A 22,175-nucleotide genomic window follows, 5' to 3' on the forward strand; every position below is an offset into this window, starting at 1 on the left:
CCGGCTACCGGCCGGCCACCCCGGCAGGCCGCGCCTCCGTGAGCGCGCCGACCAGCCACGGCATGTCGCGGCGGCGGACCGCGATGAGCACCTCGCGCTCCCCGTCACGGCACTGGGCGATCCGGTACGAGAGGTCCCGCCCCAGTACATCGGCGCCACCGGGGTCCGTCGCGAGGACGGGGCGGACCCGCTCCAGCACCAGCCCGTCGGGCAGCGGCTTGCGGCGGAAGGATCCGGTCGGGTCGATGCTGAACGCGAGCACCCCCGGGCCGATCACGAGGTGGTCGCCGACACCGTCCTCGTCTCCGAGCAGTACCGCCCGGAAGACGCGCTCGCGCTCGTCCCGGCGCGGCTCCACCTCGTAGGTCTCCGGTTCGCCGCGCCGCCACTTGTACAGGGAGACGGCTCCGGCGACGAGGAGGGCCAGGACGGTGCCGGCCGCGGTCCAGCGCAGCAGGACGGGGAACCGCAGGTCCGAGATCAGCGCGGCGACCAGCACGCTCACACCCAGGATGACCAGTGTCATCAGGGGTACCAGGAACTGCCAGGCCATGGCCCGCCGCGTGCGCCCGGACAGCCACCGCTGCCAGCACTCCATCCACACCATGGCCGGCCCGAAGAGCAGCAGGAACGCGCCCCAGCCGAACGGCACCGCGTACCCGGTGTACGGGTTGTCCACGGTGTGGGCGGTACGGGAGAGGCGAGGGCCGTACTCCACGGACCGGATCTCGCCGCGCCAGGCGACCAGGCGCACCTGCTCGCCCACGGCGGTGGGCGCCTCGGCACGGTGCCACTGCACCTTGACGACCTGCCGCCTGCCGTCCGCGTGCACCACGTCCAGGCTCCGGACCAGGTGCCTGATCCCGGGGTTCCGGTCCCGTTCCACGGTGGCCGTCGTCCGGCTCAGGCACTGTGCCTGCTCCCGCGGGGGGAGGCCGGGGGCGCAGGTGTCGGCCGCCGCGAAGTCTCGGGCCGCCGCCTCGGCAGTCCGTACGGGCACCAGCAGCAGGAAGGCGCCGACGAGCATCGCCGCCACACCGAGACCGATCACCACGGCCGCGGCAAGCCAACTCGGCTTCCCTGCAGACTCCTTGGGGTTCTTTTCGGCAATCACACGCGCAAGAGTGCCTCAGGAGGAAACGTTCCGGACCGGGTTTCGGACGGAGTTTCGGATGTGATGTCGGCCGCGGGCTTCCGGAACGGCTCCCGCCGCGACATCGGCCGCCGCCCGCGCGAGCGCCCGTACCGCCCCCGAGTCGTCGGCGGCCCGCCACACCAGGCCGTAGCCGATCGGCTCGGCGCCGGCCACCGGCAGGTAGGCCACCCCCGGGCGGGCGTGGTACGCCGCCATGTGTTCCGGTGCGAGCAGGGCACCCTCTCCGGCCGCGACCAGCATCAGCGCTTCCTGCACGTGGACGACCTCCGGCCCCCTGCTGATCGGCCGGCCTCCCGGTGTCCGGTCCGGAGCCGACCGTTCTCTCAGGTGGGCGGGCACGTCGCCGCCGGTCGGCAGCAGCCGTACGCCCGCCAGGTCCTCCAGCGTCAGCTCGGTCCGTGCGGCGAGCGGGTCATCGGCCGCCACGGCCAGGACCCGGCGCTCCGTCAGCAGCACCGGTCCGGCCTCCAGGTCGGGCTCACGGACCGGGAACTCGGCGAAGGCGGCGTCGAAGCCGCCGCTCCGGAGCTGCCCGTAGGGATCGGACAGCGGTACCTCGCACACCGTCACCACCAGGTCCGGGTGGGTGGCGCGGAGCGCTCCGGCGGCCCGCAGCACCAGTTCCCCGGAGGTCGGCGTGGGGAAGCCGACGTGCAGCTCACCGCCGACCGCACGGGCGGTGGCCGCGGCACGTTCCAAGGCCTCCCGGATGCCCCGGTGGTGGGGTTCGAGGTCCTCGCGCAGCTGCCGGCCCAGCGCGGTGAGGGACACCCTGCGGCTGGTGCGCCGGAACAGCGGTGCGCCCACGCGCCGTTCCAGGCGGCCGGTCAGCTGGCTGACGCGGGCGCGGGACAGCAGCATCCGTTCGGCGGTCCGGCCGAAGTGCAGCTCTTCGGCCAGGATCAGGAAGCACTCCAGTTCATCGCGATCGGTAAGCACGGCTGAACGAACGTTGCCTTCTTCGGCGTTGTTCCCCCGGGGCCCTCGGACGAGGGTTGGTTGAGCCGGCAACCAACCTTCCTTTCCTCCCCTTCCCCTGTCTGAGGGTTCTCATGAATGCGAACGACACGATCCGCGGGCGCCAGTGGGGTGTCCTGCTCGTCCTCTGCGGCGCGATCTTCCTGGAGGGCATCGACGTCGCCATGCTGAACGTGGCCCTGCCGTCCATCCGGGCGGACCTGGGCCTGTCCACCGGCGACCTCCAGTGGGTGATGAGCGCCTACGTGCTCGGCTACGGCGGCTTCATGCTGCTGGGCGGGCGGGCCGCGGACCTCTTCGGCCGCCGGCGGATGTTCCTCGGCTGGCTCACCGTCTTCCTGCTGTTCTCCGGGCTCGGCGGGCTGGCCACCGAGGGCTGGATGCTGATCACCGCCCGGTTCGTCACCGGTGTGGCCGCGGCCTTCATGACCCCGGCCGGTCTCTCGATCATCACCACCGGCTTCACGGAGGGCCCGCAGCGCGACAGGGCCCTGCTCGTGTACTCGGGCACCGCGGCCGGCGGCTTCTCCATCGGCCTGGTCGTCGGCGGGCTGCTGTCCTCGGTGGGCTGGCGCTGGGTGTTCTTCGCCCCGGTGGGGCTGTCCGCGGTGATCCTCCTGGCCGCACTGGCCCTCGTACCGAAGTCCGCGACGCGGCCGGAACGGGCACCGGGTGAGCGGTTCGACCTGGTCGGCGGCCTGACCGTGACCGCCGCGCTCGTGCTGCTGGTGCTCGGGGTGGAGCGGGCCGCGCACGCCCCGGCCGTGACGACCGCCGCCACGCTCGGGGCCGGGCTGGCGCTGCTGCTGGTGTTCGCCGCGGTGGAGCGGCGGGCCCCGGCGCCGCTGGTCCGGCTGTCGGTGCTGCGGTCCGGATCACTGCTGCGCACCAATGCCGCGGCGGTGCTGTTCTCCGGCGCGTTCTTCGGCTTCCAGTTCCTGCTGGTGCTCTACCTGCAGGAACTGCGGGGCTGGTCCAGCGTGCAGACCAGCCTGGCGATGGTCGTCATGGGCATCGACGCGGTGCTCTCCCCGACTCTGGTGCCGAAGCTGGTGGCCCGCTTCGGCAACGCCCGGCTGATCCTGGGAGGGCTGCTGCTCGCCGCGGTGGCCTACGGGCTGTTCCTGCCGCTGGGCGCGGACTGGACCTACGCGGCGATGCTGCCCGGTCTGGTGCTGGTGGGCCTGGTCTTCGCGCTGGTCTACGGCCCGCTGACGATCGTCGCCACGGACGGGGCGGCGGAGGAGGACCAGGGGCTGGCCGGCGGCCTGCTCTACACCTCGTTCCAGTTCGGCGCCGCGCTCGGGCTGTCGGCGGTGACCGCGGTCTCGGGGGCGGTGTCCGGCTCGGCGCTGGACGGCTACCGGGCGGCCCTGTGGGTTCCGTTCATTGCGGTGCTGCTGGCCGCGGCGGTGAGCGCGCCGGGATTGCGGTCCCGGGCGGGCCGGCGGGTGACCGCCGGGGAGCCGGCTGCCCCGGCGGTCAGGCCGTCAACGGATCCTTCGCCGGAGCCCTCCCGGTCCTGAGCCGTGAGGGTCACTGTGCCCAGGGCAGGACGCGGGTGCCCTCGGTCCCCGGGACCGAGGCCACCCCGTCCGCGCGCATGGCGACGTGCGCCTCGAAGGACTCGGCGGCGTGGATCCGGCGCACGACGCCGGAGGGCAGGACCATGGTCTGGCCTGCGGTGACCTTCTCGGTCCGGCCGCCGTCCCAGGTGATCTCCAGCGATCCGGCGGTGACCGTCCAGACCTGCTCGCGGCTGACGGCATGGTCGGGGCCGGTCGAGCCGGCGGCCATGTCGACGCGCCAGGTGCTGAGCTCGGCGCTGCCGCGGCTGGGCGCGGCGAGGCCGGTCATGGTGGCGTTCGGGGAAACGGTGACGTGCTCGGGGGTGGTGGTGATGACGCGCAAGGCGGCGGCTCCTCGGAGCGAGTGAGTGAGTGAATGAGTGAGTGAGTCAAGTTGCTTTACTTGCTGGACGCAGGAGTGAGTAAAGCATGTTGACTTGCCTGTGTCACGATGTTTCGCGTGACGAACCACGACGGCGGGCCCGGTCCCGAGCTGACCTTCCTGCTCGGGCTGGGTTTCCAGATGATGCTGGCCGAGTTCACCCGGCGGGTCGCCGAGGCCGGGTATCCGGACCTGCGGCCGGTGCACGGCATGGCCTTCCAGATCCTCAAGGGCGACGGCACCACGAGCAGCGAGCTCGGCGAACGGCTGGGCATGACCAAGCAGGCGGCCGGGCAGCTGGTCGACGACCTGGAGCGGCGCGGCTATGTGCGGCGGGAGCCGCATCCGGGGGGTGGGCGGCGGAAGCTGGTCGTGCTCACGGAGGCGGCACGGACGCACCTGGCGGTGGCGGGGCGGATCCTCCACGGGCTGGAGGCGGAGGTCGGTGAGCGGGTGGACCTGGGCGCGCTGCGGGCTGAGCTGGGCCGGCTGCTGGGATCGCTGGGCGGGGGCGAGCCTTTGCCGCCGCTGCGGCCCGTCTGGTAGGCCGCCGGGGGGCGGCTCCGGCGGGGCGGGGTACGAACGTTGCGCGGCGGTGTCCCGGTGTGCCCACCCGTCCCGCCCTGCGGGACGCCTGCCCACACCGGGGGTGGGTACGGGCGCCCGCCCACACCGGGAGTGGGTAACGGGCACCTGCCCACACCGGGGGTGGGTAACGAGCACCTGCCCACACCGGGGGTGGGTACGGACCCCCGCCCGCACCGGGGGTGGGTAACGGACGCCTGCCCGTACCGGGGGCGGTCAGTGGGGCTGGAGGTGGGTGGCGTATTCGGTGCGGAGGGTGGTCCAGCGGGTTTTGGTCCAGGCCGGCCAGTACGCCGGGCGGCCCTCCAGGTAGTCCTCCAGCAGCAGGAAGTGCTCGTGCCAGCCGGCCAGGCAGTCCAGGGCGTAGGACTCGTTGCCGTGGAGCTCGTTGGTGAAGCGGATCAGGGTGGAATCGGTGCCCAGCGGCTCCAGGTGGAAGCGCATCCGGCCGTGCACCGGGACGGTGTACTCGACCACCCGCTCCACGTCCCAGGCCGTGACGTGGCCCGAGACCCTGGTGCCCGAGTTCGCCCATTGCAGGGTGACGGCCCCGCCGAGGTGCCGTTCCAGGGTGTCCGCTTCCGCCAGCCAGCCCTGGAGGCCCTCCGGCGTGGTCAGGGCCGGCCACACCGTTTCGTACGCGTGCGCCACGTGCGGCGCGATGTGCAGCAGCCAGTGGTCGCCGTCGCGGCGCTCGCCGGTGCCATGGCTCACGGGAGACATGACACCAGCGTCGCACTCCCGCCGGTCAGATGCCCGCGTACGAGTGCTTGCCGTTGAGCAGGATGTTCACGCCGTAGTAGTTCCAGATCCAGCAGGCGAAGGCGAACAGTGCCAGGTAGGCGGCCTTGCGGCCCTTCCAGCCCGCCGTGGCCCGCGCGTGCAGGTAGCCGGCGTAGGCCACCCAGGTCACGAAGGACCACACCTCCTTGGGGTCCCAGCCCCAGTAGCGGCCCCAGGCGTCGCCCGCCCAGATCGCGCCGGCCACGATGGTGAAGGTCCACAGCGGGAAGACGGCCGCGTTGATCCGGTACGAGAACTTGTCCAGCGAGGCGGCCGAGGGCAGCCGCTCCAGCACCGAGGTGGCGAAGGAGCCGGGCTTGCCGCCGCCCGCGAGCTTGGCCTCGTAGGAGTCGCGGAAGAGGTAGAGCACGGTGCCGGCGGCACCCACGTAGAAGACCGCACCGCAGAAGATCGCGGTGGAGACGTGGATCCACAGCCAGTACGAGTCCAGGGCCGGGACCAGCTGGTCGCTGTCGGTGTACAGCCACTTGGTGGCGATGCCCAGGTCCAGCAGGACGGTGGTGACCAGGATCAGGCCGAGCCAGCGCACGTTCTTCTTGGCCGCCAGCAGCGCCAGGTAGACGCCGACCGCCACCGTGGAGAAGGTGATCGAGAACTCGTACATGTTGCCCCAGGGGGCCCGCTGCACCGACATCGCGCGGGCGACCACACCGGCCGCCTCGATCAGGAAGGCCAGCGCGGTCAGGGAGACCGCGATCCGCCCGTAGAGGTCGCCCTTCTCGGTGTCGCCGGCCGCGCCGGGGCCGTCCGGGACGTCCCGGGTCCCGCTGCCGGACCGGGTGACCACCTTCGGCTTGTCCAGGACCGCCGTACCGCCGCCCTTGGTGCGGACCTGCACCGCGGGCGCCTCCGACGCGGCGCCGCCGGTCAGCGCGGCCGCCGTACGGCCGACCTTGCTGCGGCTGCCGAACACCCACTCGGCGATGTGCGCGAGGAAGGCGAGCGTGTAGACCGCCATCGACGAATAGATCAGGTAATTGCTGATCTGCGCCAGGTTCTCGTTGGCTGCGACTGCGAGCGTCGTCATTCGCGCTCTCCTTCAGGGTCTTCTTCGTCAGTGTCGGCGACGGGGCCGTCGACGGGGTCGGCGGGGGACTTCGGCGCGGTGGGCACCTTGTCGTGGAGCTCGGCGGCCAGCTCCCCGAGCTCCTCCGCGAGCCGCGCGGACTCGCTGCGGCCGAGGCCGGCCATCCGGACGACGGTCACACCGCTCGGGAGCGCCTCCGCCCGGACCCAGATCCGGCGGCGCTGGATGAACAGGGAGGCGGCCAGGCCCAGGATGGCGGCGGCGGCTCCGGCCAGGGCCAGGCCGTTGCCGGGCTGCTGGGACACCTGGAAGGTCGCCCAGCGCTCGATGCCCTCGAACTTCACCGAGCCGGCCCCGTCGGGCAGGGTCATGGTCTCGCCGGGCCGGAGCATCTGCTTGAACAGCTCGCCGTCCGCGCCGAGGAACTTGTTCATCTTGCGGGTGTCGAGCTGGTACACGTTCTGCGGCAGGCCGGAGTCCACGCCGAGGCTGCCGTGGTACGCGCTGAGCGCGAGCACCGGGTAGTCCAGGGCCGGGAACTGGGAGAACATGTTCCCCTTGTTCTGGCCGGCGAAGGTGGGGACGAACCAGGCGGCGAAGCCGAGCTGGGTCTTCTTCCCGTCCTTGTCCCGGTAGCCGTCGGTGACCTTGACCGCGCCGGAGGAGGTCAGGTTGGAGTCCTGCGGCAGCATCGGCACCGCGTCCTTGAAGATCACCTCGCCCTGGCGGTCGGTCACCGAGATGACCGGCGCGTAGCCGTGACCGAGCAGGTAGACCTTGGCGCCGTCGATGTCGAGGGGCTCGTTGACCTCGATCTCGGCCTTCCGGGGCGCGCCGTCGGCGCCCTCGCTGACGGTGACGTACGCCTTGAAGTCGCGCGGCGTGCCCTTCTGCGGGCCGGTCTTCTCGAAGGTCGCGTCGAACCTGTCCAGCTTGAAGCTGAACTTCGGCAGGTCGTCGGTGTCGAAGAGGCTGCCGGACTTGAAGTCGTCGTACTGCGGGAGCACGTTCGAGAAGCTCGTGCCGCGCAGGACCAGCTTGCCGCCCTCGGACTTGAAGAGCTGGCCGGTGGCGAAGGCCACCAGCATCAGGATCAGGGCGATGTGGAAGACCAGGTTGCCGGCCTCACGGAGGTAACCCTTCTCCGCGGCGACGGAGTCCTCGGCGGTGTCGGTGCGGAACCGGCGGCCGGCCAGCAGGGTCTTCGCGTGGGCGAGGACCTGCTCGGGGGCGGCCTCGGTGCGCCAGGTGGTGTACGCGGGCAGCCGGTCCAGGCGCTTCGGCGCGGCCGGCGGGCGGCTGCGGAGCTGGCCGACGAACTGCCAGGTGCGCGGGACGATGCAGCCGATCAGCGAGATGAACAGCAGCAGGTAGATCGCCGAGAACCAGAACGAGGTGTAGACGTCGAAGAGCTGGAGCTTCTCGGCTGCCGGCACCCAGAAGTCGTGGTCCCGCTTCCACTGCTCGACCTTCAGCGGGTCGACCTGGGTCTGCGGGATCAGCGAGCCCGGGATGGAGCCCAGGGAGAGCAGGAGCAGCAGGAGCAGCGCCACCCGCATGGAGGTGAGCTGCCGCCAGAACCAGCGGGCCCAGCCGAACACGCCGATGCCGGAGGGCGCGGCGTCCTCGGCGGGTGCCGTGGAGAGCTGCGCCCCGGCCTCGCCGAGGCCGGCGGCCTCGGTGTCCGCGGCGTCCGCGGTGTCCGCGGTGTCCGCGGTGTCCGCGGTGTCCGCGGTGTCCGCGGTGTCCGCGGTGTCCGCCGGGGCGGCGGCCTTGGTGTTGTCCGTCGTACTCATGTGCCTGTCGTCCTCAGATCCCGACCGTGAAGCCGCTGGCCCAGCCCTGCATTTCCGACACGATGCTGTCCCAGATTCCTGTGACCAGCAGCAGGCCGGTGAGGATCAGCATGGCGCCGCCGATCCGCATCACCCACGCGTAGTGCTTCTTCACCCAGCCGAACGCGCCCAGCGCCTTGCGGAAGGCGATCGCGGTGACGATGAAGGGCAGGCCCAGGCCGATGCAGTACACCGTGGTCAGCGCGGCGCCGCGGACGGCGCTGGCCTCCTGGATGGAGAGCGTGAGCAGGGCGCCGAGGGTGGGTCCGGTGCAGGGGGCCCAGCCGAGCCCGAAGAGCACGCCCAGGAAGGGCGCCCCGACCAGGCCGGCCGCGGGCTTCTTGTGGAAGCGGAACTCCCGCATCGTCAGGCCCGGGATCCAGCCCATGAAGAAGAACCCGAGGAGTATCACCAGGAAGCCCATGACCCGGGAGATGATCTCCCGGTTGCCCGCGAGGGTGTTGCCGAACTGTCCGAACAGCGCTCCGGTGGAGACGAACACGGCGGTGAAGCCGAGCACGAACAGGCTCGCGCCGAGCAGCATCCGGCCGCGCCGGGCCTCGGCCAGGTCGGCGCCGCTGGCCCCGGTGACGTAGGAGAGGTAGCCGGGGACGAGGGGGAGGACGCAGGGCGAGAAGAACGAGACCAGTCCGGCGAGCAGCGCGATGGGCACGGCCAGCAGCAGACCGCCGCTCATGACGGTCTCGTTCACGCCGACGTCCTGGGCGGCGAGGAGCATCACGGGGTCAGTTCTCCGTCACTTCTCGGCGAGCAGCGGGTCGATCATCTTGCGGAGCCGCTTGTCGTCGATCGCGGTGAGGGCGCGGGCGGCGATCTTGCCCTCCTTGTCGAGGACGATCGTGGAGGGGATGGCCGCCGGGTTCAGGTTGCCCTTGGGGAAGCGGAGGATCAGCTTGCCCGAGGGGTCGAAGAGGCTCGGGTAGGTGATCCCGTAGTCCTTCTCGAAGTTGAGCGCGCTCTGCTTGCTGTTGTCGCGGGTGTTGATCCCGACGAAGGCGACGTCCTTGGCCAGCTCTTCGGAGACCTGCTTGAAGTAGGGGGCCTCGGTCCGGCAGGGACCGCACCACGAGCCCCAGACGTTGAGGACGACGACCTTGCCCTTGAGGGTGGAGGTGTCGAGGGTGCCGCCCTCGACGGTCTCGCCGTCGAGTTTGGGAGCGGCCACGCGCTCGCCCCGGGCGACGGTGGAGATCCCGCTCGGTCCGATGACGTAGTTGCCGCCGGCCGAGCCGGTGGTCTTGCCGCCGCCGTCGGTGCACGCCGTGAGGGTGAGGGCGCTCGCGAGGGTCACCGCGGTCAGCAGGATGGGGGCGCGGCCAGTTCTCATGTGAAAAGTTTCGCATGAGCATATCGGGGATCTTCCGCACCCCCCGCGCCTCTGCCGAACCGCAGCTCAGGCCGCTGTCAGGTAGCTCTTCCAGCCGCCGGCCGGGGCCTGGCCGGGCCGGAGCGAACGCATCCTGGCGAGGACAGCCGGGTCCTGTACGTCCAGCCAGTCGACCAACTGCCGGAAGGATACGAGCCTTACATCCTTTTTGTCCGACATGGCCTTGAGGGACTCCTCGACGGCGTCCATGTAGATGCCGCCGTTCCACTCCTCGAAGTGGTTGCCGATGAACAGCGGCGCCCGGTTCGTCTCGTAGGCCCGCCTGAAGCCGTTGAGGTAGGTGCCGGTGGCCTGGGTGCGCCAGGCCGGGTAGTTGGAGGGCACGCCCCGGGTGGTGTTCTTCGACTGGTTGGCGAGGATGTTGTAGTCCATGGACAGGACCTCGAAGGAGTGCCCGGGGAAGGGCAGCGCCTGCAGCGGCAGGTCCCAGACCCCGCCCTTCTTCGCCGGCCACTGCTGCAGCCCGCCCGGCGAGCTCGCGTCGTAGCGCCAGCCGAGCTTCTTGGCGCTGGGCAGCAGGTTGCCCTGGCCGAGCAGGCAGGGGGTGCGGGCCCCGCAGAGCTCCTTCGTGTAGTCGAAGGGCAGCGGCTGGAGGTCGGCGAAGCCGGTGTTCGTCTTCCAGTTGGTGACGAACGACACGGCCTGGTCTATCTCGCCCTGCCAGTCCTCCGCGGTCCAGCGGCCGACGGAGCCGGAGCCGCCGCAGAAATGGCCGTTGAAGTGGGTGCCCACCTCGTGGCCGTCGAGCCAGGCCTGCCGGAGGTTCTGCAGGGTCAGCCGGACGTTCTCGTCCTTGAGGTAACCGATGTCGGAGGCGCCGACCGGGTTCCTCGGCGGCTTGTAGAGGCTCTTCTTCGACTCGGGGAGCAGGTATATCCCGGAGAGGAAGAAGGTCATCGCCGCGTGGTGGTCCCTGGCGAGCTTGAGGAAACGCGGGAAGAGGCCGTTGCCGACCTCCCCCGCGCCGTCCCAGCTGAACACCACGAACTGCGGCGGGGTCTCCCCCGGCTGCAGCGGCACCGGCTTCTCCGGCTGGTTCGGCTGCGGCCCGGTGTCGGCCGTGGAGCCGTCGCCTATGAGCCTGGGCTCGGGGCCGCCGCCCCGCTTCCCGCCCCCGCCGCCACCGGACCGGGACTTCCCGCCGCCACCGCCACCGCATCCCGCGAGGACCGGCGCGGCCGCCGCGCCGAGCCCCAGCCCGAGCAGACCCCTGCGACTGATAGGACTGACCCCGCCCATGTCACCCTCCCCGATGCCGTCACCCGCATCGGGGATTCCCTGGGGACTCGGCGCTTAATGACCCCAAGTCGTAACAGCTGCGCACGGAACAGTCACAGTCGGACAGTCGCCCGCGGCCGGTATCGCGCCACGGGGTACGCGCGCGACACCCGGGGCTCGCGGGACGGGAGCGACTAAGCGCCGAACGCCTTCGACTTCCCCTTCACCGGCTTCGCACCCGCGAGCAGGTGCGCCGGCACCAGGTCCCGGGCCGGCTCGCTGTAGCCCACCGACACCAGCTTGTCCCCCCGGTACGTGAAGGAGGTCAGCGAGGCCAGCGTGCACTGACGGCGCCGCGGGTCGTGCCACAGCCGCCGCTTCTCCGCGAAGCTGCGCACGATCCAGATCGGCAGCTGGTGGCTGACCGCCACCGCCTCGTGCCCGCGCGCCCGGTCGCGCGCCGCGTCCAGCGCGCCCATCATCCGCACGACCTGCTCGACGTACGGCTCGCCCCAGGACGGCTTGAACGGGTTCGTCAGGTGCTTCCAGTTCGCCGGCTTGCGCAGCGCGCCGTCGCCCACCCCGAAGGTCTTGCCCTCGAAGACGTTCTCCGCCTCCAGCAGCCGCTCGTCCGTCGAGAGGTCCAGGCCGTGGCTCTTGGCGATCGGCGCCGCCGTCTCCTGCGCCCGCTCCAGCGGGGAGGAGACGACGTACGTGATGTCCCGGCCCTCCAGGTGCTCGGCGACCCGGTCCGCCATCTGCCGGCCCAGCTCGGAGAGGTGGTAGCCCGGGCGGCGGCCGTACAGCACGCCGTCCGGGTTGTGCACCTCGCCGTGCCGCATCAGGTGGACGACGGTGATCTCACCGGAGCCGCTCGCGGTCCCGCTCATGCCGTCGCCTCCGCGGCGGCCCGGGCGGCGGCGGGCAGCGCCGCGGCGATCCGCTCGACGGCCCGCTCGTCGTGCGCGGTGGACACGAACCAGGACTCGAAGGCCGACGGCGGCAGGTAGACGCCCTGCGCCAGCATCGAGTGGAAGAACGCGTTGAAGCGGAAGCTCTCCTGCTTCTTCGCCTCGTCGTAGTTGCGCACCGCGTCCGGGGTGAAGAACACCGAGAACATGTTGGACGCGGTCTGCAGCCGGTGCGCCACGCCCTCCTTGGCCAGCGCCGCCGTCACCAGGCCCTGGATCTCCCCGGAGACCGCGTTGACCTTGTCGTACGCCGCCTCGTCCAGCAGCCGCAGCTGCGCGAGACCGGCCGCGGTGGCGACCGGGTTACCGGAGAGCGTGCCCGCCTGGTAGACCGGGCCCGCCGGGGCCAGGTACCCCATGACGTCCGCGCGGCCGCCGAACGCCGCCGCCGGGAAGCCGCCGCCCATGACCTTGCCGAAGGTCATCAGGTCGGGCTTGACCCCGTCCACCCCGTACCAGCCGGCGCGGGAGGTGCGGAAGCCGGTCATCACCTCGTCGGAGATGTACAGCGCGCCGTTCTCGCGGCAGAGGTCGGCCAGACCCTGGTTGAAGCCGTCGAGCGGGGTCACCACGCCCATGTTGCCCGGCGCCGCCTCCGTGATCACGCAGGCGATCTCGCCCGGGTGCGCGGCGAAGGCCGCCCGGACCGCGTCCAGGTCGTTGTACGGGAGCACGATCGTGTCGCCGGCCTGGGCGCCGGTCACGCCCGGGGTGTCCGGCAGCGCGAAGGTCGCCAGGCCGGAACCGGCGGCGGCCAGCAGCGCGTCCACGTGACCGTGGTAGCAGCCGGCGAACTTCACGACCTTGGCGCGGCCCGTGAAGCCGCGGGCCAGACGGATGGCGGACATGGTCGCCTCGGTGCCGGAGGACACCAGGCGGACCTGCTCCACGGGCTCGATCCGGGCGACGATCTCCTCGGCGAGCGCGACCTCGCCCTCACCCGGCGTACCGAAGGAGGTGCCGCGGGCGACGGCCGCCTGGACCGCCTCGATCACCTGGGGGTGGGAGTGGCCGAGGATCATCGGCCCCCAGGAGCACACGAGGTCGACGTACTCGCGCCTGTCGGCATCGGTGAGGTACGGACCGGTACCGGACACCATGAACCGGGGCGTACCGCCTACGGCGCGGAAGGCACGGACCGGAGAGTTCACGCCGCCGGGGGTCACGAGGGACGCGCGCTCGAAGAGCGTCTGCGAAACTGGGGCTTCATACGGGTACGGGTAGCTCACACCAGCCATGGTCTCAGAGGCCGCGACAGACTTGCGGGCGGGCGTTTCACCGCTGCGGCGCGGGGGAGGTCACTGCCATGATGATCAGGCTGCGTGGCGGGGACCGCGCGGCCGGGGCAGACGGTTGTGGGGCCGGGGCAGACGGCCACAGGACCGGAACAAGCGGCCACGGGGCCGGGACAGGCGGCCGAGGGGCCGGGACAGGCGCAGGCAAGACCAGTCGGGTGGAGATATGCAACGCGGTGGTGGACCGGGCGAGGGTATGGACGGCCTCGACCCGAAGCGCGCCCGCGAAGCCCGTGAGGCCCGCAAGCGGGGCAAGCACCGCCGCGCCCAGGCGGAGCGGGCGGATGCGGCATCTTCCGCTCAGGAGCCACTGCCGGACATCACTCCGCTGCCCGTACCCGATCAGGGTGCGGACCGCGGCGTCACGGTCGGCGACCGGGGCGGCACGGTAGGGGGCGGCCGCGGCATGGGCGTGACGTACAAGTACTTCGGCGCCCCGGACGGCGCGACGGCGGCCCGGGTGCCGCAGTCGATGCGCCCGGAGGAGCTGGGCGGCGACGAGCTCGGCATGGGCGGCATGTTCACCAAGATCAAGCCGGAGACGGTGGCCGCGATGGTCCTGACCGGCATCGAGGGCATACCCCTGCACAAGGTGCCGCCGCTGGAGCTGGTCGTCCTGCACCCCGACTACGCGGTGGTCAAGCTGCCGATGACGGTGGTGGACCCGCTGCGGGACATCGGCGAGGAGTCGGTGGGAGCGGCGGCCTTCATCTGGTCCACGGTCCCGGACCGGGGCGGCCCGAGCGACGCGTTCAACGTCTACCGCCTGCTCCACGAGTGGCAGGACTTCTCGCAGCGGCTGCACGAGGCGGGGCACCAGCCGTACTGCCTGGTGTGGGGCTGAGCTTTTCCCTGCGGGGTGCCGCAGCCTGAGCATGCCCGTGCCGTGCCCGGGCGGAGCCGGGCACGGCACGGGGCGGCGTTTCACCGAGGGTCAGGGCATGACTACTTCATGCTCTTGGGGCGGTGGTTCGGGTCCATGCCGGGGACCATCGGGGCACCGTTGGACCGGAACAGCGGCGGGTTCTCCGGGAAGGTGACCTCCTCCCAGACCCCGCTGCAGTTCTCGAGCGTGTTGTCGGAATTGTTGATCTCACACGTCGTCTCGAACAGGTCGCTGTCAGTGGTCAGGACCTGGAAGGAGACGAGGTTCGCCTGGGATGCGACCGAGATGGCACAGGCGTTGTCCGGGAAGGTCTCGACTGCACCGAGGTTCTCCCACGTGAACGGGCCGACCTCGGGCTGGAGGCCCCGGACGCCGCCCCATGCCGTGCCGTCGGTCAGCACGGCCTTGACCTCGACCGAGGCGCTGGGGTTGTAGGCGTCGACGTCCTGGCACGGACCGGCCGGGCCGGTGGCGCCGGTGTCACCCTGAGGGCCGGTCGGACCCGTCGGGCCGGTGTCGCCGGTGTCGCCCTGCGGGCCGGTCGGACCCGTCGGGCCGGTGTCACCACCGCCGGGACCGGTCGGGCCCTGCGGACCGGTCGGGCCCGTGTCGCCGGTGTCACCCTGCGGGCCGGTCGGACCGGTCGGGCCGACGCTGCCTTCGCCGCCGGGGCCGGTCGGACCCTGCGGACCCGTCGGACCGGTCGGGCCGGTGTCACCCGTGGCACCGTCCTCGCCGGCCGGACCCGTCGGGCCGGTGTCGCCGGGCGGGCCCTGCGGACCCGTCGGGCCGGTCGGGCCGGTGGCGCCCTTGCCCTTGTCCTTGCACTTGTCGTCGTGCTTGCCGTCGTGGCCGTCACCCGGCTTCTTCGCCTTGCCCGGTCCGTTGGGCCGGTCCGGGCGCTTGCCGTGGTCGTCCTTGCCGTGGTCGTCCTTGCACTCGCCGCCGCCCGACGGGGTGGCCTCGCTGATCACGGCCGCCTTCGCGGACTGCGCCTGGGCGAGCGCGGGGCCGGCCATGCCCGTCATCACGAGGGCCAGCGACGCGAACGCGCCGGACGCAGCCCATGCCTTACGGCGGGTCAGCGGGCCGAGCGAGGACCGGGTCCTGAACTCAGGACTCATGCAGGTGCTCCTTTTCGGGAAACGAACGAGGGGATTCGCCCGAAGACGTCTCGGTTTACCCCGAAATCATTCACCTGCGTCCGTCCCGGCCGGGCCAGGCTCGCGGCAGCTTCAACACAACGGCGCACCCGGAGCGAGCCATGAGGGGTAAGGCCCGGAGTGGCGCCCGCCGCTTGACCCCGGATTGCGCATGGGGCCGTTACGCGCGTGTGCCGCGCCCGGAGGGAACCGAGCACGGCACACGCGATCGGAGGCTGCTCACCCGATCGGCTCGGGTGGGCCGCCTACTTGTTCATGACCTTCCCGGGGGTCTTGGGGGCGGCCTTCTTGTGCAGGGCCTTGGGACGGTGGTTGGGCTCCATCGGCGCCGCGCCGATCGCGGGCTTGACCCGCAGGGTCCCGATCGGCGGCTGGGGTACGGCTGCCGCCCAGACACCGGTGCAGTTCTCGATCGTGTCGGTGCTGTTGTTGTACTCGCAGACCTGCTCGAAGATGTCGCCGTCGTCGGTGAGGACCTGGAACGAGATGCCGTTCGCCTGGGAGGCGACCGAGATGGAACAGGCGCCCTCGGGCAGGGTTCCGCTGAGCGTCGTCCAGTTCCATTCCTGGTCGGAGCCGGCCGAGATGTTCCGGGCTCCGCCCACGACCTGGCCGTTGCTCAGGATCGCCTTGACCTCGGCGGAGGCACTGGGGTTGTAGGCGTCGGCGTCCTGACACGGACCGGGTGCACCGGTGTCACCCGTCGCGCCCTGCGGACCCGTCGGTCCCTGCGGACCCGTCGGGCCGGTGTCACCCGTCGCGCCCGTGTCGCCCTGCGGGCCGGTGGCACCTGCGGGGCCCGTCGGGCCGGTGTCACCCGTCGCGCCCGTGTCACCCGTCGCGCCCGTGTCGCCCTGTGGGCCGGTGGCACCTGCGGGGCCCGTCGGGCCGGTGTCACCCGTGGCACCCTGCGGGCCGGTCGGACCCGTCGGACCCACGCTGCCTTCGCCGCCGGGGCCGGTCGGACCCTGCGGACCCGTCGGGCCGGTGTCACCCGTGGCACCCTGCGGGCCGGTCGGACCCGTCGGACCGACACTGCCCTCACCACCGGGACCGGTCGGACCCTGCGGACCCGTCGGACCGGTGTCACCCGTCGCGCCGTCCGCACCGGCCGGGCCGGTCGGACCCGTCGGGCCGACGCTGCCCGTGCCGCCGGGGCCGGTCGGACCCTGCGGACCCGTCGGACCGGTCGGGCCGGTGTCACCCGTGGCGCCATCCGCACCTGCCGGACCCGTCGGGCCCGTGGCGCCGTCCGCGCCGGCCGGGCCCGTCGGACCGGTGTCTCCGGTGTCACCCTTCGGACCCGTCGGGCCGGTCGGGCCGGTGGCGCCCTTGTCCTTGCACTTGTCGTCGTGCTTGTCGTCGTGACCGTCGCCCGGCTTCATGTACGGGGCGGCCTGCGACGAGCCCGACATGCGGCTCATCAGCTCGTCCAGACCCGGCGGCGGTCCGTCCGGGCCGTCGTGCCAGCCCGGCTCGTCGTGCGGGCGGTCGGGCCGGCCGTGGTCATCCTTGCAGTCCTCGCCGCCCCCCGAGGGGGTGACCTCACTGGCCACGGGGGCCGTCTGCAGGTTCTGCACCTGGGCGACCGCGGGGCTGGCCACGCTCGTCAGCACGAGGGCGAGGGAGGCGAACGTGCTGCCCGCCAGCCAGGCCTTGCGGCGGGGCAGCGGGCCGAGCGCGGACCGCGTCCTGAACTCAGGACTCATGCACATGCTCCTTTACGGAACCGAATGGGGGTGATCCGGTGAAAGACGCTTCAACTTCCGCCGGAATCATTCGGTTTCGTGCACGACCCTTCCCATCAGGCTCGCGGCAACTTCAACACAACGGCCCACCCGGAGCGGTCCAACAGGGGTAAGGCGCGGTGTGGCGCCCCCAACGCGGCCGCGAAATGCGCGTGTGCCGTGCCCGGCGGCTGCGGACACGGCACAGGCGGTCAGACCCGGCTCACCTGACCGGCCCAGGTGGGCCGATCACTTCCCGGCGGGATTCTTGTTCACCGTCCCCTTGGGAGCGGACTTCTTCCCGAGTTCCTTCCGCCGGTGGTTGGGGTCGGCCACGGGCTGCAGCGGGGCGCCGGAGCGCTGGGCCAGCGGCGGCGGGGCCGGCAGTGCCGGGGTGGCCTGCGTCCAGCCGGTGCACATCACGAGGGTGTCGGACGGGCCGTTGTAGGAGCAGGTCGCCTGGTACAGCAGGTTGGTGGTGGTCAGGACCTCGAACTCGACCGCACCCGACTGGGTCGAGACGGCGATGTGGCAGGCGTTCGCCGGGAAGTTCGAGCCCGTGGGGTTCAGCAGCGTCCAGTTCCACGAAGCCGAGTTGCCGCGGGCGCCGCCGATGGCACGGCCGTCGGAGGTCAGGATCGCCTTGACGTGGGTCGAGCCGCTGGGGTTGTAGGAGTCGACGTCCTGGCAGGGGCCGGTCGTGCCGCTGGCGCCGGTGGCACCCTGCGGGCCCGTGGCACCCTGCGGACCGGTCGCACCGGTGGCGCCCGTGGCGCCGGTCGGACCGAGCGGACCGGTCGGACCGGTCGGACCGAGTGGGCCCGTGGGGCCGAGTGGGCCGGTGGGACCCTGCAGTCCGGTCGCGCCTGTCGCACCCTGCGGACCCGTGGCACCCTGCGGACCGGTCGGGCCGGTGTCACCCGTCGCACCGGTGTCGCCCTGCGGACCGGTCGCACCCTGCGGACCCGTGGCACCCTGCGGACCGGTCGCACCGGTGTCGCCCTGCGGGCCCGTCGCACCCTGCGGACCCGTCGCACCGGTGTCGCCCTGCGGACCCGTCGCACCCTGCGGACCCGTCGCACCGGTGTCACCCGTGGTTCCGGTGTCACCCTGCGGACCCGTGGCACCCTGCGGACCAGTCGCACCCTGCGGGCCGGTCGGGCCGATGTCACCCTGCGGACCTGTCGCGCCCTGGGGACCCGTCGCACCGGTGTCGCCCTGCGGACCCGTCGCACCCTGCGGGCCTGTCGCACCGGTGTCACCCGTGGTTCCGGTGTCACCCTGCGGACCCGTGGCACCCTGCGGACCAGTCGCACCGGTGTCACCCGTGGTTCCGGTGTCACCCTGCGGACCCGTGGCACCCTGCGGACCAGTCGCACCCTGGGGACCCGTCGCGCCAGTGTCACCCGTGGTTCCGGTGTCACCCTGCGGACCCGTGGCACCCTGCGGACCGGTCGCGCCAGTGTCGCCTTGCGGGCCCGTCGCACCCTGGGGACCCGTAGGGCCCACGCTGCCCGTGCCGCCGGGGCCGGTCGGACCCTGCGGACCGGTCGCACCGGTGTCACCCTGCGGACCCGTCGCCCCTTGCGGGCCGGTCGCACCGGTGTCACCCGTGGTTCCGGTGTCACCTTGCGGGCCCGTCGCGCCCTGGGGACCCGTAGGGCCAACGCTGCCCGTGCCGCCGGGGCCGGTCGGACCCTGCGGCCCGGTCGGACCCGTGTCGCCTGTGGCGCCCGTGTCACCCTGCGGACCCGTCGGACCCGCCCCGCCCGTATCGCCCTGCGGACCCGTCGGTCCGGTCGGGCCCGTGCTGCCCGTGCCACCGGGGCCCGTCGGACCGACCGGGCCGGTCGGACCGGTGTCCCCGGTGTCCCCCGCCGCCCCAGCGGCACCCGTCGCGCCCGGCGCGCCGTCCGCTCCCGACGGGCCCTGCGGGCCGGTCGGGCCCGTGTCGCCCGTGCCGCCCTGCGGACCGGTCGGGCCCGTGGGGCCCGTGTCGCCCCGCGGACCCGCCGGGCCCGTGGGTCCGGCCTTGCCCTTGCCGTGCTCCTTGCACTTGCCGTGATCGTCGTGGCCGCCGCCCGGCTTGACGTGCGGGACGGCCCGGCCCGGCCGGTCGGGCCTCGCCCCGTCCGGTCCGTGCGGCCGGTCCGGCCGCGGACGGTCGGGACGGCCGTGGCCGTCCCCGCAGTCCTCGCCACCGCCCGTCGGCGTGACCTCGCCGGCAGCCGAGGCCACCATCACGGCCCGGGCCTGGGCGACCGCCGGACCGGCCACGCCCGTGAGGACGAGGGCCAGCGACGCGAACGCACCGGACACCACGACCGCCCTGCGGCGGGGCAGCGGGCCGAGCGGGGATCGGGTCCTGGACTCAGGACTCATGCACGCGCTCCTTCACACGGGACCGAATAAAGACGATTCGGTGTAAATCATTCGAACTTCCACCGGAATCATTCGGTTCTGTCCCGGCGCGCAGCACCGAGGCGCGCAACGGTTTCCAGCGTTCGGCGCAACCCCGGCGGGGCCGTGCGGGCGACGCCCGGCGCGCCTGTCCGCCCCCCGGCCACCCCCGCGTCAGGCCGTTCGGACCGCTCAGACCGCTCAGACCGTCAGGACGACACGGCCCCGCAGGCCGCCCTCCGCCAGCCGGGCGTGCGCCTTGGCCGCGTCGGCCAGTGCGTACGTCTCGCCCGCCCGCAGCGTCAGCGCGCCCTCGTCGACCAGCGCGGCCAGCCGGGCCAGGAGCGCGCCGTCCGCCGCGACCTCCTGGTCCACCACCCGGACCCCGCGGACCGACGCCGGGCCGGCTCCCGGGTGCAGGCCGACGTACGAGCCGCCGTCCCGGACGAACGCCAGCGCCGCCTCCCCGAGCCGCGCCGCGTCCAGGACGCCGTCCACCCGCCCGTCCGGTCCGGAGCCCCGCGGCACGAAGTGCGTCGCACCCAGCCCGCGTACGAGCTCCTCGTCGTCCGCGCCCGCCAGGGCCGTCACCACGAGGCCGGCCCGGGCCGCGAGCTGCACCGCGAAACCGCCGACCACCCCGGCCGCGCCGGTGACCAGCACCGAGTCCCCGGCCTTCAGCTCCAGCAGGTCCAGCGCCCGGGCGGCCGTCAGCCCGCTCAGCGGCAGCACCGCCGCGGAGACATCGTCGGCCGTGGCCGGCGCGGCCGCCAGCGCGTCCGCGTCCAGGACGGCGTACTCGGCCTGCGCGCCCAGCGCCTTCACCGGGCCGTAGTGCAGGGCTATCACCCGCTGCCCGATGGTCCAGCCCCCGACGCCCTCGCCGAGCGCGTCGATCTCCCCGGCGACGTCCCAGCCGAGGCCGAGCTGCTCCCCCTCGCCCCCGAAGACCCCCACCCGGACCGCCACGTCGACCGGGTTGACCGCGGCCGCCCGGACCCGGATCCGGACCTGGCCGGCGGCGGGCTGCGGCACCGGCACCTCGGCGACCCGTACGACCTCCGGGCCGCCGAACCCGTCCACCACCACCGCGCGCATCGTCTCGTTACCCATCGGACCCTCCCTCGGTTCGTCACCGCCGGTTCCGCACCGCCGGTTTGTCACATTCGGCCGTCTCGTCCCGCCGATGACCACTAACCTAGGGAGAGTTACTTTCCTTTCGTAAGGACGCACTTCAAGGTGCGTACCCCACCCGGAGGTGAGGACCCCCATGGCCACGCAGACCGCCGCCGCCCGCCGCGCCGACGCCCGCGCCGCCTACGACGCGTTCCTCCAGGAGTGCCCGACCAGCCACCTCCTCGCCCGGATCAGCGACAAGTGGGTCGGCATCGTCGTCGGCGTCCTGCGGGACAGCGAGTCCGGCAGCCTCCGCTACAGCGACCTCGGCCGCGCCATCCCCGGCGTGAGCCAGAAGATGCTCACCCAGACCCTCCGCTCCCTCGAACGCGACGGCCTGGTGTCCCGCACCGTCACCCCCTCCGTACCGGCCCGCGTCGACTACGCCCTGACCCCGCTCGGCAGCAACCTCGGCTGCCTGCTGTCCGACGTGAAGAGGTGGGCCGAGAACCACTTCGAAGAGGTCCACGCGGCCCGCACCTCCTATGACGAGGCCACGACGGCCGCCGGCGCGGGCGCCGGGGCTTGAGGGCCCGGCCGCCCGGCCCGAAAACCAGGCCCGCCCGCACCCCGGACGATGGCATGCTGGGGCCGTGAACGGTCCCGACATCCACCTCACCCTCGCCCCCGAGCTGCGGCTCTTCGCCCCGCCGGCCCGGCGGTCCGACCGCATCCCGACCCCGACCGACGGCGCCTCCAGCCTCGGCCACGTCGTGGAGTCCTTCGGCGTGCCGCTCACCGAGGTCGGCCGGCTGCTCGTGGACGGGGAGGAAGTGCCCGTCTCCTACGTTCCCCGGGCCGGACAGCACATCGAGGTGCAGGGGGTCACCCGACCCCAGGAGGTCCCCGGCGCCCCGCTCCGCTTCCTGCTCGACGTACACCTCGGCACCCTCGCCCGCCGGCTCCGCCTGCTCGGCGTGGACGCGGCGTACGAGAACGAGGACATCGGCGACCCCGCGCTCGCCACCCGCTCGGCGGCCGAGCGCCGCGTGCTGCTCTCCCGGGACCGCGGGCTGCTGAGGCGCCGCGAGATCTGGGCCGGCGCGTACATCTACAGCGACCGCCCGGACGAACAACTCCGCGACGTACTCGGCCGGTTCGCTCCCAGCCTGGAGCCCTGGACCCGCTGCACCGCCTGCAACGGGCCGCTGCGCTCCGCGGACAAGGCGAGCGTCGGCGACCGCCTGGAGGGCGGCACCCACCGCTCGTACGACGTCTTCGCGCAGTGCTCCGACTGCGAACGCGTCTACTGGCGCGGCGCGCACCACGCGCGGCTGGAGCGGATCGTCTCCGAGGCGGTCGAGGAATTCGGCGGCCTGGGCATCACCCGCCAGCCCACGGCGTAGCCCCGCAGACCGAACCGGCCCCGCCGCCACCGGCCATGCGGCAGGCGCGCCGACCGCACGCCGTGTGGGCAGGCGCGCCGACCCGCACGCCGTGTGGGCAGGCGTGCCGTACCGCACCGCCGTGTGGGCAGGCGGCCTTTCACGCGGCCGTGTGGGCAGGCGTGCCGCAGGGCGGCACGGGTGGGCACACGGCACACCGGCCCGCGCCGGACACACAGCGTGTGCCTGCACCCCGACCCCGCTTCGGGGT

The 22,175-nt window shown here is 72.7% G+C and carries 20 protein-coding genes; 5 read left to right on the forward strand and 15 right to left on the reverse strand.

Annotated elements, in window-relative coordinates:
* Positions 1–4 precede the first annotated feature (4 nt).
* Together ACGFQ9_RS36630 and ACGFQ9_RS36635 are read right to left on the reverse strand one after the other, a co-directional pair.
* Complete coding sequence (locus ACGFQ9_RS36630) at positions 5–1,114, reverse strand: hypothetical protein (RefSeq protein ID WP_393580058.1); 1,110 nt, start codon at positions 1,112–1,114, stop codon at positions 5–7.
* Positions 1,115–1,129: 15 nt separating this feature from the next.
* A complete protein-coding gene (locus ACGFQ9_RS36635) occupies positions 1,130–2,095 on the reverse strand; it encodes a LysR family transcriptional regulator (protein ID WP_393580060.1) in 966 nt (321 codons plus the stop codon).
* Positions 2,096–2,208: 113 nt separating this feature from the next.
* Between ACGFQ9_RS36635 and ACGFQ9_RS36640 the strand changes: the two genes are divergently transcribed.
* Entirely contained in the window at positions 2,209–3,660 is a 1,452-nt protein-coding gene (locus ACGFQ9_RS36640) for an MFS transporter (RefSeq protein WP_393580062.1), read from the forward strand.
* Between the two features lie 10 nt (positions 3,661–3,670).
* On the opposite strand, the gene ACGFQ9_RS36645 is transcribed toward ACGFQ9_RS36640, so the two are convergent.
* On the reverse strand, positions 3,671–4,045 hold the full coding sequence (locus ACGFQ9_RS36645) for a cupin domain-containing protein (protein WP_393580063.1): 375 nt from the start codon (positions 4,043–4,045) through the stop codon (positions 3,671–3,673).
* Between the two features lie 108 nt (positions 4,046–4,153).
* On the opposite strand from ACGFQ9_RS36645, the gene ACGFQ9_RS36650 reads away from it, so the two are divergent.
* Positions 4,154–4,630, forward strand: a complete 477-nt coding sequence (locus ACGFQ9_RS36650; RefSeq protein ID WP_393580065.1) for a MarR family winged helix-turn-helix transcriptional regulator — start codon at positions 4,154–4,156, stop codon at positions 4,628–4,630.
* 255 nt (positions 4,631–4,885) lie between these two features.
* Here the strand turns inward: ACGFQ9_RS36650 and ACGFQ9_RS36655 are convergent, their stop codons facing one another.
* The 8 genes from ACGFQ9_RS36655 to hemL form a co-directional block, all read right to left on the reverse strand.
* Positions 4,886–5,392, reverse strand: coding sequence for an SRPBCC domain-containing protein (locus ACGFQ9_RS36655; protein WP_393580067.1), 507 nt, complete (start codon positions 5,390–5,392; stop codon positions 4,886–4,888).
* A gap of 25 nt (positions 5,393–5,417) precedes the next feature.
* Positions 5,418–6,500: a c-type cytochrome biogenesis protein CcsB gene (ccsB, locus tag ACGFQ9_RS36660; protein WP_393580068.1), complete on the reverse strand. Its 1,083-nt coding sequence runs from the start codon at positions 6,498–6,500 to the stop codon at positions 5,418–5,420.
* Positions 6,497–8,296, reverse strand: coding sequence for a cytochrome c biogenesis protein ResB (locus ACGFQ9_RS36665; protein WP_393580070.1), 1,800 nt, complete (start codon positions 8,294–8,296; stop codon positions 6,497–6,499). Before ACGFQ9_RS36665 ends, ccsB begins: the two co-directional genes overlap by 4 nt.
* Before the next feature lie 13 nt (positions 8,297–8,309).
* On the reverse strand, positions 8,310–9,074 hold the full coding sequence (locus tag ACGFQ9_RS36670) for a cytochrome c biogenesis CcdA family protein (protein ID WP_393580166.1): 765 nt from the start codon (positions 9,072–9,074) through the stop codon (positions 8,310–8,312).
* A gap of 18 nt (positions 9,075–9,092) precedes the next feature.
* Positions 9,093–9,683 (reverse strand): TlpA family protein disulfide reductase, encoded by a 591-nt coding sequence (locus ACGFQ9_RS36675; RefSeq protein ID WP_393580072.1) that lies wholly within the window; start codon positions 9,681–9,683, stop codon positions 9,093–9,095.
* Between the two features lie 66 nt (positions 9,684–9,749).
* On the reverse strand, positions 9,750–10,982 hold the full coding sequence (locus ACGFQ9_RS36680; protein ID WP_393580073.1) for a hypothetical protein: 1,233 nt from the start codon (positions 10,980–10,982) through the stop codon (positions 9,750–9,752).
* Between the two features lie 173 nt (positions 10,983–11,155).
* Complete coding sequence (locus ACGFQ9_RS36685; protein WP_393580075.1) at positions 11,156–11,851, reverse strand: histidine phosphatase family protein; 696 nt, start codon at positions 11,849–11,851, stop codon at positions 11,156–11,158.
* Positions 11,848–13,170, reverse strand: coding sequence for a glutamate-1-semialdehyde 2,1-aminomutase (gene hemL, locus ACGFQ9_RS36690; protein WP_393580077.1), 1,323 nt, complete (start codon positions 13,168–13,170; stop codon positions 11,848–11,850). Before hemL ends, ACGFQ9_RS36685 begins: the two co-directional genes overlap by 4 nt.
* A 223-nt stretch (positions 13,171–13,393) precedes the next feature.
* Between hemL and ACGFQ9_RS36695 the strand changes: the two genes are divergently transcribed.
* The gene (locus tag ACGFQ9_RS36695; protein WP_393580079.1) at positions 13,394–14,071 is read left to right on the forward strand and encodes a hypothetical protein; all 678 of its coding nucleotides are present in this window, start codon (positions 13,394–13,396) and stop codon (positions 14,069–14,071) included.
* A 101-nt stretch (positions 14,072–14,172) separates the two neighbouring features.
* On the opposite strand, the gene ACGFQ9_RS36700 is transcribed toward ACGFQ9_RS36695, so the two are convergent.
* From ACGFQ9_RS36700 to ACGFQ9_RS36715, 4 genes are all read right to left on the reverse strand, one after another.
* Positions 14,173–15,237, reverse strand: a complete 1,065-nt coding sequence (locus tag ACGFQ9_RS36700) for a hypothetical protein (protein WP_393580080.1) — start codon at positions 15,235–15,237, stop codon at positions 14,173–14,175.
* Positions 15,238–15,521: 284 nt separating this feature from the next.
* Positions 15,522–16,985, reverse strand: a complete 1,464-nt coding sequence (locus ACGFQ9_RS36705) for a hypothetical protein (protein ID WP_393580082.1) — start codon at positions 16,983–16,985, stop codon at positions 15,522–15,524.
* A 267-nt stretch (positions 16,986–17,252) separates the two neighbouring features.
* On the reverse strand, positions 17,253–19,385 hold the full coding sequence (locus ACGFQ9_RS36710) for a hypothetical protein (protein ID WP_393580083.1): 2,133 nt from the start codon (positions 19,383–19,385) through the stop codon (positions 17,253–17,255).
* Positions 19,386–19,604: 219 nt separating this feature from the next.
* A complete protein-coding gene (locus tag ACGFQ9_RS36715; protein WP_393580168.1) occupies positions 19,605–20,501 on the reverse strand; it encodes an NADP-dependent oxidoreductase in 897 nt (298 codons plus the stop codon).
* 172 nt (positions 20,502–20,673) lie between these two features.
* Between ACGFQ9_RS36715 and ACGFQ9_RS36720 the strand changes: the two genes are divergently transcribed.
* Positions 20,674–21,108: a winged helix-turn-helix transcriptional regulator gene (locus ACGFQ9_RS36720; RefSeq protein ID WP_393580085.1), complete on the forward strand. Its 435-nt coding sequence runs from the start codon at positions 20,674–20,676 to the stop codon at positions 21,106–21,108.
* Between the two features lie 64 nt (positions 21,109–21,172).
* Positions 21,173–21,925 carry a Mut7-C RNAse domain-containing protein gene (locus tag ACGFQ9_RS36725; RefSeq protein ID WP_393580087.1) on the forward strand — a complete coding sequence of 251 codons (753 nt, stop codon included), beginning with the start codon at positions 21,173–21,175 and terminating at the stop codon, positions 21,923–21,925.
* Positions 21,926–22,175 lie beyond the last annotated feature (250 nt).

The sequence above is a fragment of the Streptomyces sp. NPDC048603 genome (genome assembly GCF_043199475.1).
In the GTDB taxonomy this organism is placed as follows: domain Bacteria; phylum Actinomycetota; class Actinomycetes; order Streptomycetales; family Streptomycetaceae; genus Streptomyces.